The sequence below is a fragment of the Fenollaria massiliensis genome (assembly GCF_000312505.2).
Classification (GTDB): domain Bacteria; phylum Bacillota; class Clostridia; order Tissierellales; family Peptoniphilaceae; genus Fenollaria; species Fenollaria massiliensis.
The window spans coordinates 323533-340848 of sequence record NZ_HG326225.1; the positions used below are offsets into that span (position 1 = coordinate 323533).

Below are 17316 nucleotides of genomic sequence, written 5' to 3' on the forward strand. Positions count from 1 at the left end.
TTATTCGAAATTATTCGATAATTTCAGATACAACTCCGGCACCTACTGTTCTACCGCCTTCTCTGATAGCGAACTTAAGTCCTTTTTCAATAGCGATAGGTGTGATAAGTTCGATGTTAAATCTAGCGTTATCACCAGGCATTACCATTTCTACTCCGTCTTCTAGTGTGATGTTACCAGTAACGTCTGTAGTTCTGAAATAGAATTGCGGTCTGTAACCGTTGAAGAATGGAGTATGACGTCCACCTTCTTCTTTAGTTAAAACGTAAACTTCTGCTTTAAATTTAGTGTGTGGTTTGATTGTCTTAGGTGCAGCAAGTACTTGACCTCTTTCGATTTCGTTTCTTTGAACACCTCTTAGTAATAGACCAATGTTATCTCCAGCTTCTGCTTGGTCTAGTAGTTTGTGGAACATTTCAACGCCTGTTACTACTACGTCTCTAGTTTCAGTAGTTAAACCAACTAGTTCAACTGTATCTCCAACCTTAACTGTACCTCTTTCTACTCTACCTGTAGCAACTGTACCTCTACCAGTGATTGAGAAGATATCTTCTACTGGCATTAGGAATGGTTGATCTGTAGCTCTTTCTGGTTGAGGAATGTATTCGTCAACTTCATCCATAAGTTTAATGATCTTATCTCCCCAAGGTCCGTCTGGATCTTCAAGAGCTTTAAGAGCTGAACCTACAACGATTGGAGTGTTATCTCCGTCGAAATCGTATTCGTTAAGAAGTTCTCTAACTTCCATTTCTACTAATTCGATAAGTTCTGGGTCGTCTACTTGGTCTTCTTTGTTTAAGAATACAGCAATCTTAGGAACGCCTACTTGTCTTGCAAGAAGAATGTGTTCTCTTGTTTGAGGCATTGGACCGTCAGCTGCAGATACTACTAGGATAGCACCGTCCATTTGAGCAGCACCAGTGATCATGTTCTTTACATAGTCGGCGTGGCCTGGGCAGTCAACGTGTGCATAGTGTCTCTTAGCTGTTTCATATTCAACGTGAGAAGTATTAATTGTTATACCTCTTGCTCTTTCTTCTGGAGCCTTATCGATATTTGCATAATCAATAAATTCTCCTGTACCATTTCTCTTATTTAGTACTAATGTTATAGCTGCTGTTAATGTTGTTTTACCGTGGTCAACGTGACCGATTGTACCAATGTTAACATGTGGTTTTGTTCTTTCAAATTTTTGTTTAGCCATTTTTTACCTCCTATAAAAAATTATTTATTTCCAATGACTTTTTCTAATATGCTGTTTGGAACTGGATCGTAGTGATCGAATTGCATTGAGTAGTTAGCTCTACCTTGTGTGTTACTTCTAAGGCTTGTTGCATATCCAAACATTTCTGAAAGTGGAACGAATGCTCTAACGTGTTGTGCTCCGTTATCAAGTTCCATACCTTCAATTCTACCTCTTCTTGAGTTTAAGTCTCCGATTACATCTCCCATGTATTCTTCAGGAGTTGTTACTTCAACTTTCATCATAGGTTCAAGAAGTGTAGGTGATGCTTTCTTAAGAGCATCTTTTATTGCCATAGAACCGGCAATCTTAAATGCCATTTCTGATGAGTCGACTTCGTGGTATGAACCATCGTATAAAGTTACTTTTACGTCAAGTACTGGATAACCAGCTATGATACCTGATTGTAATGCTTCTTGTATACCTTGATCAACTGGTCCAATGTATTCTTTTGGAATAGCTCCACCAACGATTGCGTTAACGAATTCGTAACCTTTTCCTGCTGGTTGAGGTTCGATTCTGATTCTAGCGTGACCGTATTGTCCACGACCACCTGATTGTTTAACGTATTTACCTTCGCCTTCTGCAGTTGACTTGATTGATTCTTTGTAAGCAACTTGTGGATTACCAACGTTTGCTTCTACTTTGAACTCTCTTAAAAGTCTGTCTACAATGATTTCTAGGTGAAGTTCGCCCATGCCGGCGATGATTGTTTGACCTGTTTCTTCATCTGTATATGTCTTAAATGTTGGGTCTTCTTCAGCAAGCTTTAATAAAGCTTGAGTCATCTTATCTTGTGAAGCTTTTGTCTTTGGTTCTATCGCTACTGAGATAACTGGTTCTGGGAATTCCATGTTTTCTAGTATGATTGGTTTGTCTTCAGCACATAGTGTATCACCTGTACCTGTAACTTTTAAACCTACTATAGCAACGATTGATCCTGCGTAAGCTTCTTCAATTTCTTCTCTCTTGTCAGCATGCATTAATACGATACGTCCGATTCTTTCTCTCTTACCCTTTGATGAGTTAAATACATAAGAACCGCTCTTTAGAACACCTGAGTAAATTCTTGCATAAGCAAGTTTACCAACGAATGGGTCTGTAACGATCTTAAATGCTAATGCTGCTAATGGAGCATCATCTGCTGATTCTCTTTCAATTATTTCTCCATCTCTATCTGTACCTGTAACTGGTGGTATATCGATAGGTGATGGTAAATAATCAATTATAGCATCTAGAAGGAATTGTACACCCTTGTTCTTGTATGCACTACCGCATAGAACTGGTGTTACTTGGTTAGCAACACATTCTCTTCTTAATACTTTTTTAATCATATCGTTAGGAACGTCTTCACCGCCTAGGTATAGTTCCATAACTTCCTCGTCGAAATCAGCGATTTCTTCGATCATTTCTTCTCTATATTTTTGAGCTGTTTCTACTAAATCTTCTGGAATATCTGATTCTTGAATGATAGTTCCTAGATCGTCTTCGTATAATTCAGCTTTCATTGAGATTAAGTCTATGATACCTTTAAATGTATCTTCTTTGCCTATTGGCAATTGAACAGCTATTGGATGAGCGTTTAATCTTTCTCTCATCATCTTTAGTGTTCTGTCAAAGTTTGCACCTACAACGTCCATTTTATTAACAAATGCAAGTCTAGGTACACCGTATTTATCAGCTTGACGCCATACAGTCTCGCTTTGAGGTTCAACTCCCCCCTTAGCGTCATATAAAGCAACCGCACCGTCTAGAACTCTTAGGGAACGTTCAACTTCTACTGTAAAGTCAACGTGGCCCGGTGTATCTATGATATTGATTCTATGATTCTTCCAGTAACATGTTGTTGCTGCTGAACCGATAGTGATACCTCTTTCTTGCTCTTGAACCATGAAGTCCATGGTAGCAGCGCCTTCGTGAGTTTCTCCTATCTTATGAATCTTTCCTGTATAATAAAGAATTCTTTCTGTAGTGGTTGTTTTACCTGCGTCAATGTGCGCCATAATACCGATGTTTCTGACATCTTTTAGTGCAATTTCTCTTGGCACAAGTTTTCCCCCTTATTATTAATATCTATAATGTGCAAATGCTTTATTTGCTTCAGCCATTCTATGAACTTCTTCTCTCTTCTTAACAGAAGCACCTTGTCCATTGGCTGCATCCATCAACTCTTTAGCTAATCTTTCGACCATAGTCTTTTCTCCTCTTGCTCTGGAGTATTGTACTAACCATCTAATTGCTAAAGTTTGTCTTCTTTCAGGTCTTACTTCCAACGGAACTTGGTAGTTAGCACCACCAATACGTCTTGCTTTAACTTCTAGTACTGGCATGATGTTATTCATAGCCTTGTAGAATTGTTCAAGAGCGTCTTCACCTGTCTTTTCTGCAACTATATCAAATGCCCCGTAAACTATGCTTTGAGCTAAGCCTTTTTTGCCGTCAAGCATGATTGAGTTTATTAATTTTGTAACTACAACATCATTGTATCTTGCATCGGGCATTACTTCACGTTTAGGCACGTGTCCTTTTCTTGGCACTTTTTCTTCCCTCCTTAACTATCTTAGTAGATTCATTGGTACTCGGCAAATCTCTAAAAGCCGTCTAGCGCCAAAATGCTCATCATCTATTTAATGCTTTGCATTTCAACGACTAAATAATTTTTTTTACTTCTTTTCTTCTTTAGGTTTCTTAGAACCGTATTTAGACCTACTTTGTTTTCTGTTTTCAACTCCGGCAGTATCTAATGTTCCTCTAATTATGTGGTAACGTACGCCGGGAAGGTCTTTTACTCTTCCACCTCTTATAAGAACAACACTGTGTTCTTGTAAGTTGTGACCAATTCCTGGGATGTAAGCTGAAACTTCATATCCGTTAACTAGTCTAACTTTAGCAACTTTTCTTAAGGCAGAGTTTGGCTTCTTAGGTGTAACTGTCTTTACAGCAACACATACTCCTCTTTTTTGTGGAGCATTTACTAAAGATTGTCTCTTCTTAAGTGAGTTATAAGTTGTATCTAAAGCTGGTGATTTAGATTTGTAAACTACTTTTGATCTTCCTTTTCTGATCAATTGATTAATCGTTGGCATCAAAGCACCTCCTTACATAAAAATTATTTTAATAAAGCAGCGGCAGCTGCATTTATTTCAATACCACAGAGCTTTCCTAACTCTTCTTTTGTGTTTATATAAACAACATCTACAGATTTTTTATCTGCCTCTTCTTCGATAAGTGTTTTAATATGCTTATCTGCATCAAGAGCGATAAAAACTTGTTTAAATAAATTAGATTTTAGCCCTCTTATTACCTGTTTAAACCCAACTACACTGCTAGGCCCCAAGGTGTCGGTATCCATTAAGCATCCTCCTTTAGCTCTATTAATAGCGTGAACTTTCACGCATAACTGAATTGTACCACGCATTACGAAAAAAGTCAAGATATTTTTGTGCGTTTTAACAAAATATCTTGACTTTCTTAGCATTATTTAATCATTTAATTATTTAATTGTCTTTAGAAGACTTTTTTTCTTTTTCTTCGTTTAGTAAATCTTTAATAATTTTATCTAGTTCGATAGTATCAGATGCATCTGTGCTTTCTTCACCAGTTTCTTCTGTCTTCTTAGATTTCTTTTCTCTTTCATCTTCATCAAAGTCTTTAAACAAGTTTGTGTCGTCTATCTCTCTTCTCTTTCTTTTAAGTTCTTCTTCCATTTGTTTTTTCAAAACTGTTTCGTCTTCTTTAACTTTGATGTTTCTATACTTAAGCATGCCTGTACCTGCTGGTATGATCTTACCTATGATAACGTTTTCCTTAAGTCCTACTAACTCATCTTTCTTGCCTCTGATAGCTGCTTCTGTTAAAACTCTTGTTGTTTCTTGGAATGAAGCTGCTGATAAGAATGAATCTGTCGCTAGTGATGACTTAGATATACCAAGAAGTATTCTCTTACCTTCTGCTGGTATTTTACCTTCTTCTTTAAGTTTTTTGTTTTCGTGAATGAAGTCATATATATTTACAAGTGCTCCTGGCAAGAATGAAGAATCATTTTGTGCTTCTATCCTAACTTTCTTAAGCATTTGTTTACAGATGATTTCAATGTGTTTGTCATTGATATCGATACCTGTCATTCTATATACTCTTTGAACTTCTTTTATTATATAGTCTTCAACACCTTCTACGCCAAGAACTTTCATAATTTCTTGAGGTGATGCGTTACCTTCTGTGATTTCTTTACCTTTTTCGATGTAGTCGCCTTCATGAACTTTAAGTCTTGCTGCATAATTAACAGGATGTTCAACTGCTGTGCCTTCTTTGTCATCTGTTATGACAACAATTCTTTGTTGTGGATCGTCTTCATTTATTGATACAATACCTGAAATTTGAGCGATTTGTGCTTGTCCTTTTGGTTTTCTAGCTTCGAAAAGCTCTTCAACTCTTGGAAGACCTTGAGTGATGTCATCTGCGTTGGCAACCCCACCTGAGTGGAAGTTTCTCATTGTAAGCTGTGTACCTGGCTCACCTATTGATTGAGCGGCGATGATACCAACTGATTCACCAATATTAACATTGTTTCCTGTAGCAAGGTTTCTTCCATAGCACTTAGCGCAAACGCCGTGCTTAGTTTGACAAGTAAGAACGCTTCTTACCTTAACTTCTTCTATACCAATTTCTTGGATGAAGTGAGCTGTATCTTCATCGATAAGCTCGTCTTTCTTAACTATGATTGAACCATCTTTAGGGTTTATTACATCTTCAAAAGCGTATCTACCGATAAGTCTTTCTTCTAGCTCTTCAAGAATTTCTTTGCCATCTCTTATAGTTCTAACAGTATGTCCTTCATCAGTATGGCAATCGTCTTCAGTAACTATAACATCTTGTGATACGTCAACTAATCTTCTTGTTAGGTAACCAGAGTCCGCTGTCTTTAAGGCGATATCTGATAGACCCTTTCTAGAACCGTGTGATGATAGGAAGAACTCTAATACTGATAGTCCCTCTCTAAAGTTTGACTTGATAGGGATTTCTACTGTCTTACCAGTTGATGATGCCATCAGACCACGCATACCGCCTAATTGACGGATTTGGTTCTTACTACCTCTGGCTCCAGAGTCAGCCATGATGAAGATATTGTTTAGCGGATCTATTGATTTCATAAGCGCTTCAGTAACTTCATCAGTGATGCCGTTCCAAATATTGATAACGCCTTCGTATCTTTCTTCTTCAGTCATGAAACCTTCTCTATAAACTTTTTCGTATTTTTCAACTTCTTTTTGAGCTTTTTCAATTAAAGCAGTTTTTTCCTTAGGAACTACAACGTCCGCCATGGATATAGATACTGCTGAAAGTGTTGAGTGCTTGTAACCAGTTGATTTAATATGGTCTAAAAGCTTGCTAGTAACGATGTTACCGTGCTTTTGATAGCACTTATCAAGTATAGTTCCCAGAGTCTTCTTTGAAACTACCTTATCTATTTCAAGTGAGTATGGATCTTTATCTCTATTTACAAAACCAAGGTCTTGAGGTATCTTCTTATTAAGAATGAATCTACCAACTGTTGATTCAACAAGTTTACCTCTGTCTTCTTCATTAAGTTTTACTCTAACCTTAACTTTTGCATGCAAATCTATAAGTCCAAGTTGATAAGCCTTAATCATCTCATCATAATCTTCAAAGATGTGGCCAGAGCCCTTACTTCCTTCTATATCAAGTGTCATGTAGTAGCAGCCTAGTACCATGTCTTGTGATGGTATTGAAATTGGTTTACCATCTTTTGGTGCCAAAATGTTGTTAATTGAAAGCATTAATAGTCTTGCTTCTGCTTGTGCTTCTATTGATAATGGCAAGTGAACCGCCATTTGGTCGCCGTCGAAGTCCGCGTTATATGCTGAACATACTAACGGATGTAGCTTGATAGCCTTACCTTCAACTAAAACTGGTTCAAAGGCTTGAATACCAAGTCTGTGAAGAGTCGGTGCTCTGTTTAGTAATACTGGGTGATCTTTGATAACGTATTCAAGTACGTCCCAAATATCTGATTTAGCTCTCTCTACCATTCTCTTAGCGCTCTTGATGTTGTGAGCCTTACCTGTTTCAACAAGTCTTCTCATTACGAATGGCTTGAATAGTTCTAGTGCCATCATCTTAGGAAGGCCGCATTGGTAGAACTTTAGCTTAGGTCCTACAACAATTACAGATCTACCTGAGTAGTCAACTCTCTTACCTAGTAAGTTTTGTCTAAATCTACCTTGTTTACCCTTTATCATATCAGATAGAGACTTAAGTGGTCTGTTACCAGGGCCAGTTACAGCTCTACCGCGTCTACCGTTATCAATCAATGCGTCGACAGCTTCTTGAAGCATTCTCTTTTCGTTTCTTGTAATGATTTCTGGTGCTGATAGTTCAAGAAGTCTTCTAAGTCTGTTGTTTCTGTTGATAACTCTTCTATATAAATCGTTTAAATCGCTTGTCGCAAATCTACCGCCATCTAGTTGAACCATAGGTCTTAAATCTGGTGGTATAACTGGAAGTGCTTCGATAACCATCCACTCAGGTCTGTTTCCTGATTGTCTGAATGATTCAATAGTTTCAAGCTTTCTTAAAACTTTGATCTTCTTTTGTGTGGATGCTCCTTCAAGCTCTTCTGTTAATTCTTCTGCTTCTTTATCTAGGTCTATGGCTTTAAGCAGCTCAAGTATTGCTTCTGCGCCCATCCTAGCATCAAATGAACCATATCCAAACATTTCTATAGCTTCTGAATATTCTTGTTCATTTAAAATTTGTTTATATTTTAAGCCAGTTTTGCCTGGATCCATAACTATATATGAAGCAAAATACACAACGTGTTCAAGCTCTTTTGGTGAAACGTCTAGTACTATGGCTATCCTTGAAGGTGTTCCCTTAAGGTACCAAATATGTGTACATGGACTAGCTAATTCAATGTGGCCCATCCTCTCACGTCTTACTTTTGCTCTTGTAATTTCAACGCCGCACTTATCGCATATCATGCCTTTATATCTAATCTTGTTGTATTTACCGCAGTGACAAGTCCAGTCTTTTACAGGTCCAAATATCTTTTCACAGAACAAGCCTTCTGCTTCTGGCTTTAATGTTCTGTAATTTATTGTTTCTGGTTTTTTAACTTCTCCCTTAGACCATGCTCTGATGTCTTGGCTTGATGCAAGGCCTATTTGAATACTGTTAAATTTATTTAATTCGAACAAATTACCTTCCTCCTTGTCTTTCTACAAAGAACTATCGTCATCTAGATCTAGGTCTTCATCAATCTCGTCGATGTCGCTGCCTATGTCTAGATCGTCGTCCATGTCCAAATCCTCTTCATCTATATCGTCTATTTCATCTAAATTTTCTTCTATATCTTCTTCAAGGTCTTCATCTGTTTCATCATCAAAATCTTCTTCGTCTAAATCTTCTTCATCATCGTCATTTAAGCCCTTTGATGATTCTTCATCGAAGAAGTTAACAAATTCTTCATCATCCTTGTAATCAGTATCCATGCTCTTGAAGTCGCCAGCAATGATTTCTCTTTCGTTCATGAAATCATCTTCATCATCAAGTTCCATTTCATTGTCATCTTGGTCAAGGACCTTAACGTCAAGAAGTAAACTTTGAAGTTCTTTTACTAATACCTTGAATGATTCAGGTATACCTGGTTCTGGAATATTCTTTCCTTTAACTATGGCTTCATATGTCTTAACACGGCCATTGATATCATCGGACTTAACAGTTAGTATTTCTTGAAGAACATGGCTTGCACCATAACCTTCAAGAGCCCAAACTTCCATTTCCCCGAATCTTTGTCCACCAAATTGTGCTTTACCGCCTAGTGGTTGTTGAGTAACTAGTGAGTAAGGACCAATGCTTCTTGCGTGGATCTTTTCGTCAACCAAGTGGTGAAGCTTAAGCATATACATGTAACCAACTGTTACTGGATTATCAAATAATTTTCCTGTTCTACCGTCTCTTAGATAAATCTTACCGCTCTTTGGATATCCTGCTTTGTCAAGTGCTTCAAGTATATCGTTTTCGTTAGCACCGTCAAATACAGGTGTTGAAACGTACATACCAAGCTTTTTAGCTGCCATACCCAAGTGAACTTCAAGTACTTGTCCAAGGTTCATACGAGATGGTACACCCATTGGGTTTAGTAGGATTTGTAGTGGTGTGCCGTCTGGTAAGTATGGCATGTCTTCTTCAGGAAGTATTCTTGAGATGACACCCTTGTTACCGTGTCTACCGCACATCTTGTCCCCTACAGAGATCTTTCTCTTAGTAGCGATATATACTCTAACCATTCTATTTACGCCAGGAGCAAGCTCGTCAGCATTTTCCCTTGTAAATTCCTTAACGTCAACTACTATGCCTGCTTCACCGTGAGGTACCTTAAGAGATGTATCTCTTACTTCTCTTGATTTTTCTCCGAATATAGCCCTTAACAGTCTTTCTTCAGCAGGTAAATCCTTTTCTCCCTTAGGAGTAACTTTACCAACTAAGATGTCTCCAGCTTTAACTTCAGCGCCAATCCTGATGATACCGTCTTTGTCAAGGTTCTTTAGTAGTTCATCACTAGTGTTTGGTATATCTCTAGTAATCTCTTCAGGTCCAAGCTTTGTATCTCTTGATTCTGATTCGTATTCTTCTATGTGAATTGATGTTAATACATCTTCATAAACAAGTCTTTCGTTAATTAGTATCGCGTCTTCGTAATTATAGCCTTCCCAAGTCATAAACGCTACTAAGATGTTCTTTCCTAATGACATTTCACCAAGGTTAGTGCTTGGTCCGTCCGCAATTACATCGCCCTTCTTAACCTTTTCGCCCGCTTGAACTATAGGTCTTTGGTTAATAGTAGTGCCTTGGTTAGAGCTTGTAAATTTGATTAACTTATATGAATCAATGTTTTTGTCTTTATTTTCAATAACTATGCTCTTTGCATCAACTTTTTTAACGATACCGTCGTTTTTCGCAACAACACATACACCTGAGTCCTTAGCAGCCTTATACTCAATACCAGTCGCAACGATTGGTGCTTCTGTCATAAGTAGCGGAACTGCCTGTCTTTGCATGTTTGAACCCATTAGTGCACGGGTCGCGTCGTCATTTTCCAAGAAAGGTATCATCGCTGTACCAACCGAAACTATTTGTCTAGGAGAAACGTCCATGTAATCGATTTCTTCTTTTCTGAACATATCCATCAAAGTATCGTTTTCAGCCTTACTTCTAGCAACGATGATGTCGTTTTTAAAGTAACCTTTTTCATCAATTGGTTCGTTTGTTTGAGCTATGATGCACTCGTCTTCAATGTCAGCACTGATGTATTCAATCTCATCAGTAACTTTTCCTGTACCTTTTTCTACCTTTCTATAAGGCGCTTCGATAAAACCATATTCATTGATCCTTGCGAATGATGCAAGTGATGTGATAAGACCGATATTTGGTCCTTCTGGTGTCTCTATAGGGCACATTCTAGCGTATTGTGAGTTATGGATATCTCTTACTTCAAAACCTGCTCTGTCTCTTGAAAGTCCTCCAGGTCCTAAAGCTGACATCTTTCTCTTATGTGTAAGTTCACTTAGTGGGTTAGTTTGGTCCATGAATTGTGAAAGTTGTGATGAACCAAAGAACTCTTTTAGTGAGGCAACTACTGGTCTTATGTTGATAAGACTTTGAGGAGTAGCTGCTTCAGGGTCCTGTGTAGTCATTCTTTCACGAATAACTCTCTCCATTCTGGAAAGACCAATTCTGAATTGGTTTTGTAAAAGTTCACCAACGCTTCTTACACGTCTGTTACCTAGGTGGTCTATGTTGTCAAATTGACCAACGCCACGCATTAGGTTGAATTGGTAGTTGATTGAACTGATTATGTCATCAATTTCAATTCTCTTTGGATATATTTCTTTTATATTTTCTATGATTAAGTTTTTAAGCTCTTCATCGTCCTTGGCTTCTTCCATAAGTTCGTGCATCAATGGTGCATAAACTTTATCTTTAAGTCCAAGCTCTTCAAAATTAACTTTTGTATCAAAAGCTTCTGGCTTAACAAAGTTATTACCTACGACTCTGATTTCTTCACCATTGTCCAAAACTATGTCGATAGTATTGACAAAATTGTCTTCAATCTTTTGCGCCATAGGTCTATCAAGAAGAGTGCCCTTTTCATAGATTAATTCGCCTGTGATAGGGTTAACTGCATCTACTGCAAGTTTATGATTTTCAATCCTTCTTGCTATAGATAACTTCTTGTTAAACTTATATCTTCCGACTTTTGCTAGGTCGTATCTCTTAGGGTCGAAGAAAAGATTATTAAGAAGTGATTTCGCACTATCAACAGCCTCAGGTTCACCTGGCCTCAATCTCTTGTAGATTTCAATCAAAGCCTCATCTTGAGTCTTTGCAGTATCTTTTTCAAGAGTTGTCAATAAATCATTAGTTTCGCCTAATGTTTCAACAATTTCAAGATCAGAAACAATTCCTAAAGCTCTAAGAAGTGATGTGATGATAACTTTTCTGTTCTTATCAATCTTTACATATAAAGCGCCACTTGCATCAGTTTCAAATTCAAGCCAAGCACCACGGTTTGGTATGATAGTTGCACTGTAATCAAGCTCGCCGTTCTTATTGATTTCCTTCTTATAGTAGCAGCCTGGTGAACGAACGACTTGTGAAACAACAACCCTTTCTCCACCATTGATTATGAAAGTACCCTTATCAGTCATGATAGGTATATCTCCCATAAATACTTCTTGCTCTTTAACCTCTCCAGTGTCTTTATTAATTAGTCTAACCTTTGCTCTAAGAGGAGCACTGTAGTTTGTGTCCTTTATTCTGGACTCTTCTTCAGTATACTTTAATTCTTTGCCTATAGTATAGTTGACAAACTCCAATACTAAGCTACCACCATTGTCATCAATAGGTGATATGTCATCAAAAGCTTCCTTTAAACCATCTTTTAAGAACCAGTCAAACGATGCAGTTTGCACCTCAATAAAATTTGGCATCTCGCAAGCTTCTTTTATTCTAGAATAACTCATTCTAGTTCTTTTTCCGTTTTCAACAGGATGTAGCATCCAAATATTCACCCCTTATAAAAATAACCTACTATATGTCGTACCCTAAACTAAGATTTTGAGAATAAAAACCCATTTTAAATCCTAATTATGCAATTTATAATTATATAATAAGTCAAGGCAAATGTCAAGCATTTTTTTATAAATATTTAAAAATTTTTTATATTATTGCTAAAACGATTATCTTGCGAATATTTTTATAAAAATCAAAGCACGCATAAATCGACTTTTAAATTAAATATATAAAAATCATAATGCACTAAGACTTTTAACGCAAAAAAGAACTATGAGCAATTACTCATAGTTCTCTTCTTATTATATATATAATATTTTTTTAATTATTTATATTCTTTTACAAGTTTTTTTATTTCATCAACTTTTTCTAATCTTTCCCAAGGAAGATCTATATCGTCACGTCCGAAGTGGCCGTAGTTACTAATCTTGTGGAATATTGGTCTTCTTAAATCGTAGTAGTCGATGATAAAGGCTGGACGAAGGTCAAATACTTTTTCTACTATCTCTAATATTTTTGCTTCTTCGATTTTGCCTGTGCCAAAGGTATCTACGTTTATGGATATTGGCTTAGCTACGCCTATTGCGTATGAAACTTGAATTTCGCATTTATCACAAAGGCCTGCTGCTACTAAATTTTTAGCAACGTGTCTAACTGCGTATGATGCTGATCTATCAACCTTTGTAGCGTCTTTTCCTGAGAAGGCTCCTCCGCCATGTCTACAGTATCCGCCGTATGTGTCAACGATAATCTTTCTACCTGTTAAACCTGTGTCGCCTTTTGGTCCACCAATAACGAATCTGCCTGTTGGGTTCACGTAGATGATTGTTTCGTCATCGATAAGTTTTGGATCAACAACTGGTTTTATAACGTTCTCGATGATATCTTTTCTTATCTTTTCAAGACTAACGCCTTCTTTGTGCTGTGTTGATACAACTATAGTATGAACTCTCTTTGGCTTGCCATTGTCATATTCAACAGTTACTTGTGTTTTTCCATCTGGTCTTAAATAATTTAGCGTGCCATCTTTACGAACTTCAGCTAATTTTCTAGCTAATTTATGTGATAAATAAATTGCAAGTGGCATATAAACTTCTGTCTCATTACAAGCGTAGCCAAACATCATACCTTGGTCGCCTGCACCTATTAAATCATATTTATCTTTTGAGTGCTCTTTAGTCTCAAGTGCTTTGTCAACGCCTAGTGCTATATCCTTAGATTGTTCTTCGATTGATACAAGTACAGCGCAATTTTCTGCATCAAAACCGAATTTTCCTCTAGTATAACCTATGTCTGCTATAACTTTTCTAGCTACTGATTGTATATCAACATAGCAATTTGTTGTTATTTGTCCAGATACTAAAATATATCCAGTTGATGCTGTTGTTTCGATCGCGCATCTTGCTTCTGGGTCTTTTTCTAGTATCGCATCTAGTATCGCATCTGATATTTGGTCACAGACTTTGTCAGGATGTCCTTCTGTTACCGATTCAGATGTAAATAGTTTTTTATACATAATCTTCCTCCCTTTAATATTTTCTAATATAAAGCCGCTTAAAATATTTATCTCGCGGCGCATCTTATAAAATAAAAAAACCTTCATAGCTGAAGGTTAAATCTTCTCATCTTTCAGCTGCGCTGTAGGATTTGGCACCTTGCTAGCAGGTTGCCGGACTTCACAGGGCCTATTCCCTCCGTCACTCTTTATGAGACTTATTAAGTTCATTTCTTATTATATATATAAAATTAATCTTTGTCAAGGACTTTTTCAAAATATATTAAAAGCTTAAAATATTTTGTCTAATCGAAATAAAAGGCAGCTATAAAACTGCCTAAAATTAACTCATCTTTAATATTTTTTCTTTTGCTTTTTTCCTTACTATTTTATATGTAAAGAAATAAGCGATTATGGTTATAGTCCATGATACAGGATATGAGATGTATAAAACCCATTGCTCGTGAAAACGCTCAAATATTGTATATATCCAAAAAACTCTGAATGCGCATACAAAGAACATCGATACTAGCATCGGCGTAAATGAAAATCCCATGCCACGTATAACACCTGAGTAAACGTCCATGATGCCGCACAAGAAATATGATGTGCTTATAACCAAAAGTCTAAGCATAGCGATGTCTATAACTTCTTGATTTGGTGTATATAATCTTAATAAAATTTCTCCAAGTAAATATGCGCCCACACCAAAGAATAATCCGACGCCGCTTACTACAAGCAAGGACTTTTTCAAAACATCGTCAACTCTATCAAGTTTTTTCGCGCCCATATTTTGTGAGGCAAAGGCAAGAGCTGTTTGATAGATGGAGTTCATCGCATTATACACAAAGCCTTCTAAGTTAGATGCTGCAGTGTTCGCAGCCATTACAAGCTTGCCAAAAGAGTTTATTGATGATTGTATAAGCATGTTTGATACGCTAAAAACTATCCCTGTAAAACCTGATGGTATACCTATCTTAAGCATCTCTATAAATTTTTTGCCGTCTATTTTAAGCTTTCTCAAACTTAAATTTAAATAGCCATCGCTTCTCATTAAACAGATAACTATAAGTATGGCAGATATTGCTTCGGAAATAATTGTAGCGTAGGCAACGCCATCTACACTCATTTTTAAAACTATTACAAAATATAAATTTAAAATGACATTAATTATACCAGAAACAAATAGATAGTATAGCGGTCTTTTTGTGTCGCCAGCTGCTCTAAGTATCGCTGCACCAAAATTGTATAGCATAAAGCCTGGCATACCCATAAAATATATCTTCATGTAAAGTGATGAAAGCTCAATGACATCATCTGGCGTTTGCATTAGTTCAAGCATAGGTCTTGACACGACTTGACCGACAAAAATCATGATGATGCCGCCTATAAGACCAGTTAGCATCGCTGTATGTAGTGAGTCTTGTGCATCGTTATAATCTCTTGCACCTATCGCTTGACCCATAAGTACGCTCGCGCCTATCGATATACCTATGAATAAATTTATTAGTAAATTTATCAAAGCGCCAGTCGATCCAACTGCGGCTAAGGCCTCATCACCTGCATATCTACCGACAACTATAACATCGGCAGCGTTAAAAAACAGTTGAAGCATGCCCGAGAGCATCAAAGGTATTGAAAATTTTATTATTTTAAGAAGTATATTTCCTTCAGTCATATTTATTTGATACGATTTTGACATATTATCCTCTTTTCTATGTGTATATCAATCAATTGTACTACAATCGAAATATTTTTTCAAGACTTTTTTCAAAATATTTTACATAATCCTTTATTTTTTCTTTCAAATGTGTTATAGTATATGAATATAATATGGAAGGTGATTTAATGAATAAAAAAGTTTACGTCTCAGGTCACAAGGTGCCCGATACGGATTCAATTGCAAGTGCCATCTCCTACGCTTATCTTGTCAATAGCCTCGCTAAATATGATGCAAGACCAGTTAGGCTTGGAGATTTAAATAAAGAAACAAAATTCGTTTTAAAATATTTTGGCGTAGACGAGCCAAAACTATTAACAACGATGAAAATAAAATTAAAGGACGTTGATCTTGATGACGCCGTGCTTATAGCTGAGGATGCCTCACTATACGAAGCGATAAATTTACTTCGTGAGAAAAACGCTTATGTACTCATAGTCGTTGATAAATGTGGCAAGATGAGTGGCATCATCGGTTTAAAAGATATTACAGAAATTTACACCAATATTTTTGACGACACTGTTTTAAGCAAAGCTGATACACCATTTAAAAATGTTGTTGAAGTTTTAAAAGGAACCGTAATTAACGATGGCTACAGAAAACCTCTTGGCCGCATGGCTATCTACGCTATGGATCCAAAGATGATTGAAGATAGGATTGAAGAAGACGATGTTGTTATACTCGGCGACAGAGAGGATGCTCAAGAAGACGCTATCAAGAGAAATGTTTCTTGCATGATAGTGACTGGCGGCTTCAAAATAAGCGAGAAAATATTAAATATGGCGAAGGAAAAAGGCATCAGCATCATATCGACTGAGTATGATTCTTTCATGGCATCGAGAGTACTTCCACTAAGCGTGCCCGTATCGTATGCAATGACAAAGGATGGCATCAAAACCTTCCACATACAAGATTTTGTTTCAGACGTTAAAGCAGAGATGAATAAAAACAGATTCCGCTGTTATCCAGTTTTGGACAATGGCGGTAAAGTTATAAACACAGTTAGCCGCTATCACTTATTAAGCGACAAGAGAAAAAATATAATTTTAGTCGATCATAACGAAAGAACTCAGTCCGTCGATGACATCGAAGAAGCTGAAATACTTGAAATCATCGATCATCACAGAGTTGCCAACGTTGAGACAAAACTTCCACTATACTTTAGGAACGAACCATTAGGCTCAACAGCAACCATAATTACAAAGATGTTTATTGAGAATGGTATTGCCATACCAAAGCACATCGCTGGTCTTTTAATCTCAGCCATCATCTCAGACACACTTTTATTAAAATCGCCAACGAGTACAAAGACAGACGCGAAAATGATAGACTTTCTTGCTCCGATAGCCGGCATAGATCCAGACGTCTACGCCATAGAGATGTTTACTGAAGCGGCAAGCATCAAGGACGTGGCGAGTGAAGATTTGCTTAAGATGGACGTGAAATCATTTAATATCGCGAAGAAAAAAATTCGTGTAGCACAAGTCATGACCATGGATATGGATGAAGTAAAAAAGAGAAAAGATAATTTATTAAATTTAATGAGAGAAACAATTGATAAAAATCAAGAAGATACTTTTGTTTTGATGATAACTGATATACTTAAAGAGTATTCACTAGTTTTAGTGCAAGGCTCATACAAAGAAAATATCGCAGCTGCATTTGACAAGGAGCTTGTGGATAATGAGTTTACAGTCGATGGACTTCTTTCAAGAAAAAAACAAATGATACCTGCTATATCAAAAAAGATAGAGACTTTATAGT

Annotated in this window: 10 protein-coding genes and 1 riboswitch; of the genes, 1 reads left to right on the forward strand and 9 read right to left on the reverse strand. The window is 36.9% G+C overall.

Features of this window, described 5'->3' with window-relative positions:
- Positions 1-10: 10 nt before the first annotated feature.
- From tuf to BN30_RS03435, 9 genes are all read right to left on the reverse strand, one after another.
- Positions 11-1204 carry an elongation factor Tu gene (gene tuf / locus BN30_RS03395; RefSeq protein ID WP_019214107.1) on the reverse strand — a complete coding sequence of 398 codons (1194 nt, stop codon included), beginning with the start codon at positions 1202-1204 and terminating at the stop codon, positions 11-13.
- 20 nt (positions 1205-1224) lie between these two features.
- The gene (fusA, locus tag BN30_RS03400) at positions 1225-3291 is read right to left on the reverse strand and encodes an elongation factor G (RefSeq protein WP_019214108.1); all 2067 of its coding nucleotides are present in this window, start codon (positions 3289-3291) and stop codon (positions 1225-1227) included.
- Between the two features lie 18 nt (positions 3292-3309).
- Entirely contained in the window at positions 3310-3780 is a 471-nt protein-coding gene (gene rpsG / locus BN30_RS03405; RefSeq protein ID WP_019214109.1) for a 30S ribosomal protein S7, read from the reverse strand.
- Positions 3781-3906: 126 nt separating this feature from the next.
- Positions 3907-4329 carry a 30S ribosomal protein S12 gene (gene rpsL / locus BN30_RS03410; protein ID WP_019214110.1) on the reverse strand — a complete coding sequence of 141 codons (423 nt, stop codon included), beginning with the start codon at positions 4327-4329 and terminating at the stop codon, positions 3907-3909.
- A gap of 23 nt (positions 4330-4352) precedes the next feature.
- Entirely contained in the window at positions 4353-4595 is a 243-nt protein-coding gene (locus BN30_RS03415) for a ribosomal L7Ae/L30e/S12e/Gadd45 family protein (RefSeq protein ID WP_019214111.1), read from the reverse strand.
- A 145-nt stretch (positions 4596-4740) separates the two neighbouring features.
- On the reverse strand, positions 4741-8460 hold the full coding sequence (gene rpoC, locus BN30_RS03420; protein ID WP_019214112.1) for a DNA-directed RNA polymerase subunit beta': 3720 nt from the start codon (positions 8458-8460) through the stop codon (positions 4741-4743).
- A gap of 21 nt (positions 8461-8481) precedes the next feature.
- On the reverse strand, positions 8482-12324 hold the full coding sequence (gene rpoB / locus BN30_RS03425) for a DNA-directed RNA polymerase subunit beta (RefSeq protein ID WP_019214113.1): 3843 nt from the start codon (positions 12322-12324) through the stop codon (positions 8482-8484).
- Positions 12325-12662: 338 nt separating this feature from the next.
- Complete coding sequence (gene metK, locus BN30_RS03430; protein ID WP_019214114.1) at positions 12663-13853, reverse strand: methionine adenosyltransferase; 1191 nt, start codon at positions 13851-13853, stop codon at positions 12663-12665.
- A 103-nt stretch (positions 13854-13956) separates the two neighbouring features.
- Positions 13957-14050, reverse strand: a riboswitch (SAM riboswitch).
- A gap of 125 nt (positions 14051-14175) precedes the next feature.
- A complete protein-coding gene (locus BN30_RS03435) occupies positions 14176-15534 on the reverse strand; it encodes an MATE family efflux transporter (RefSeq protein WP_019214115.1) in 1359 nt (452 codons plus the stop codon).
- 146 nt (positions 15535-15680) lie between these two features.
- On the opposite strand from BN30_RS03435, the gene BN30_RS03440 reads away from it, so the two are divergent.
- Entirely contained in the window at positions 15681-17315 is a 1635-nt protein-coding gene (locus BN30_RS03440; RefSeq protein WP_019214116.1) for a putative manganese-dependent inorganic diphosphatase, read from the forward strand.
- Position 17316: the final 1 nt, after the last annotated feature.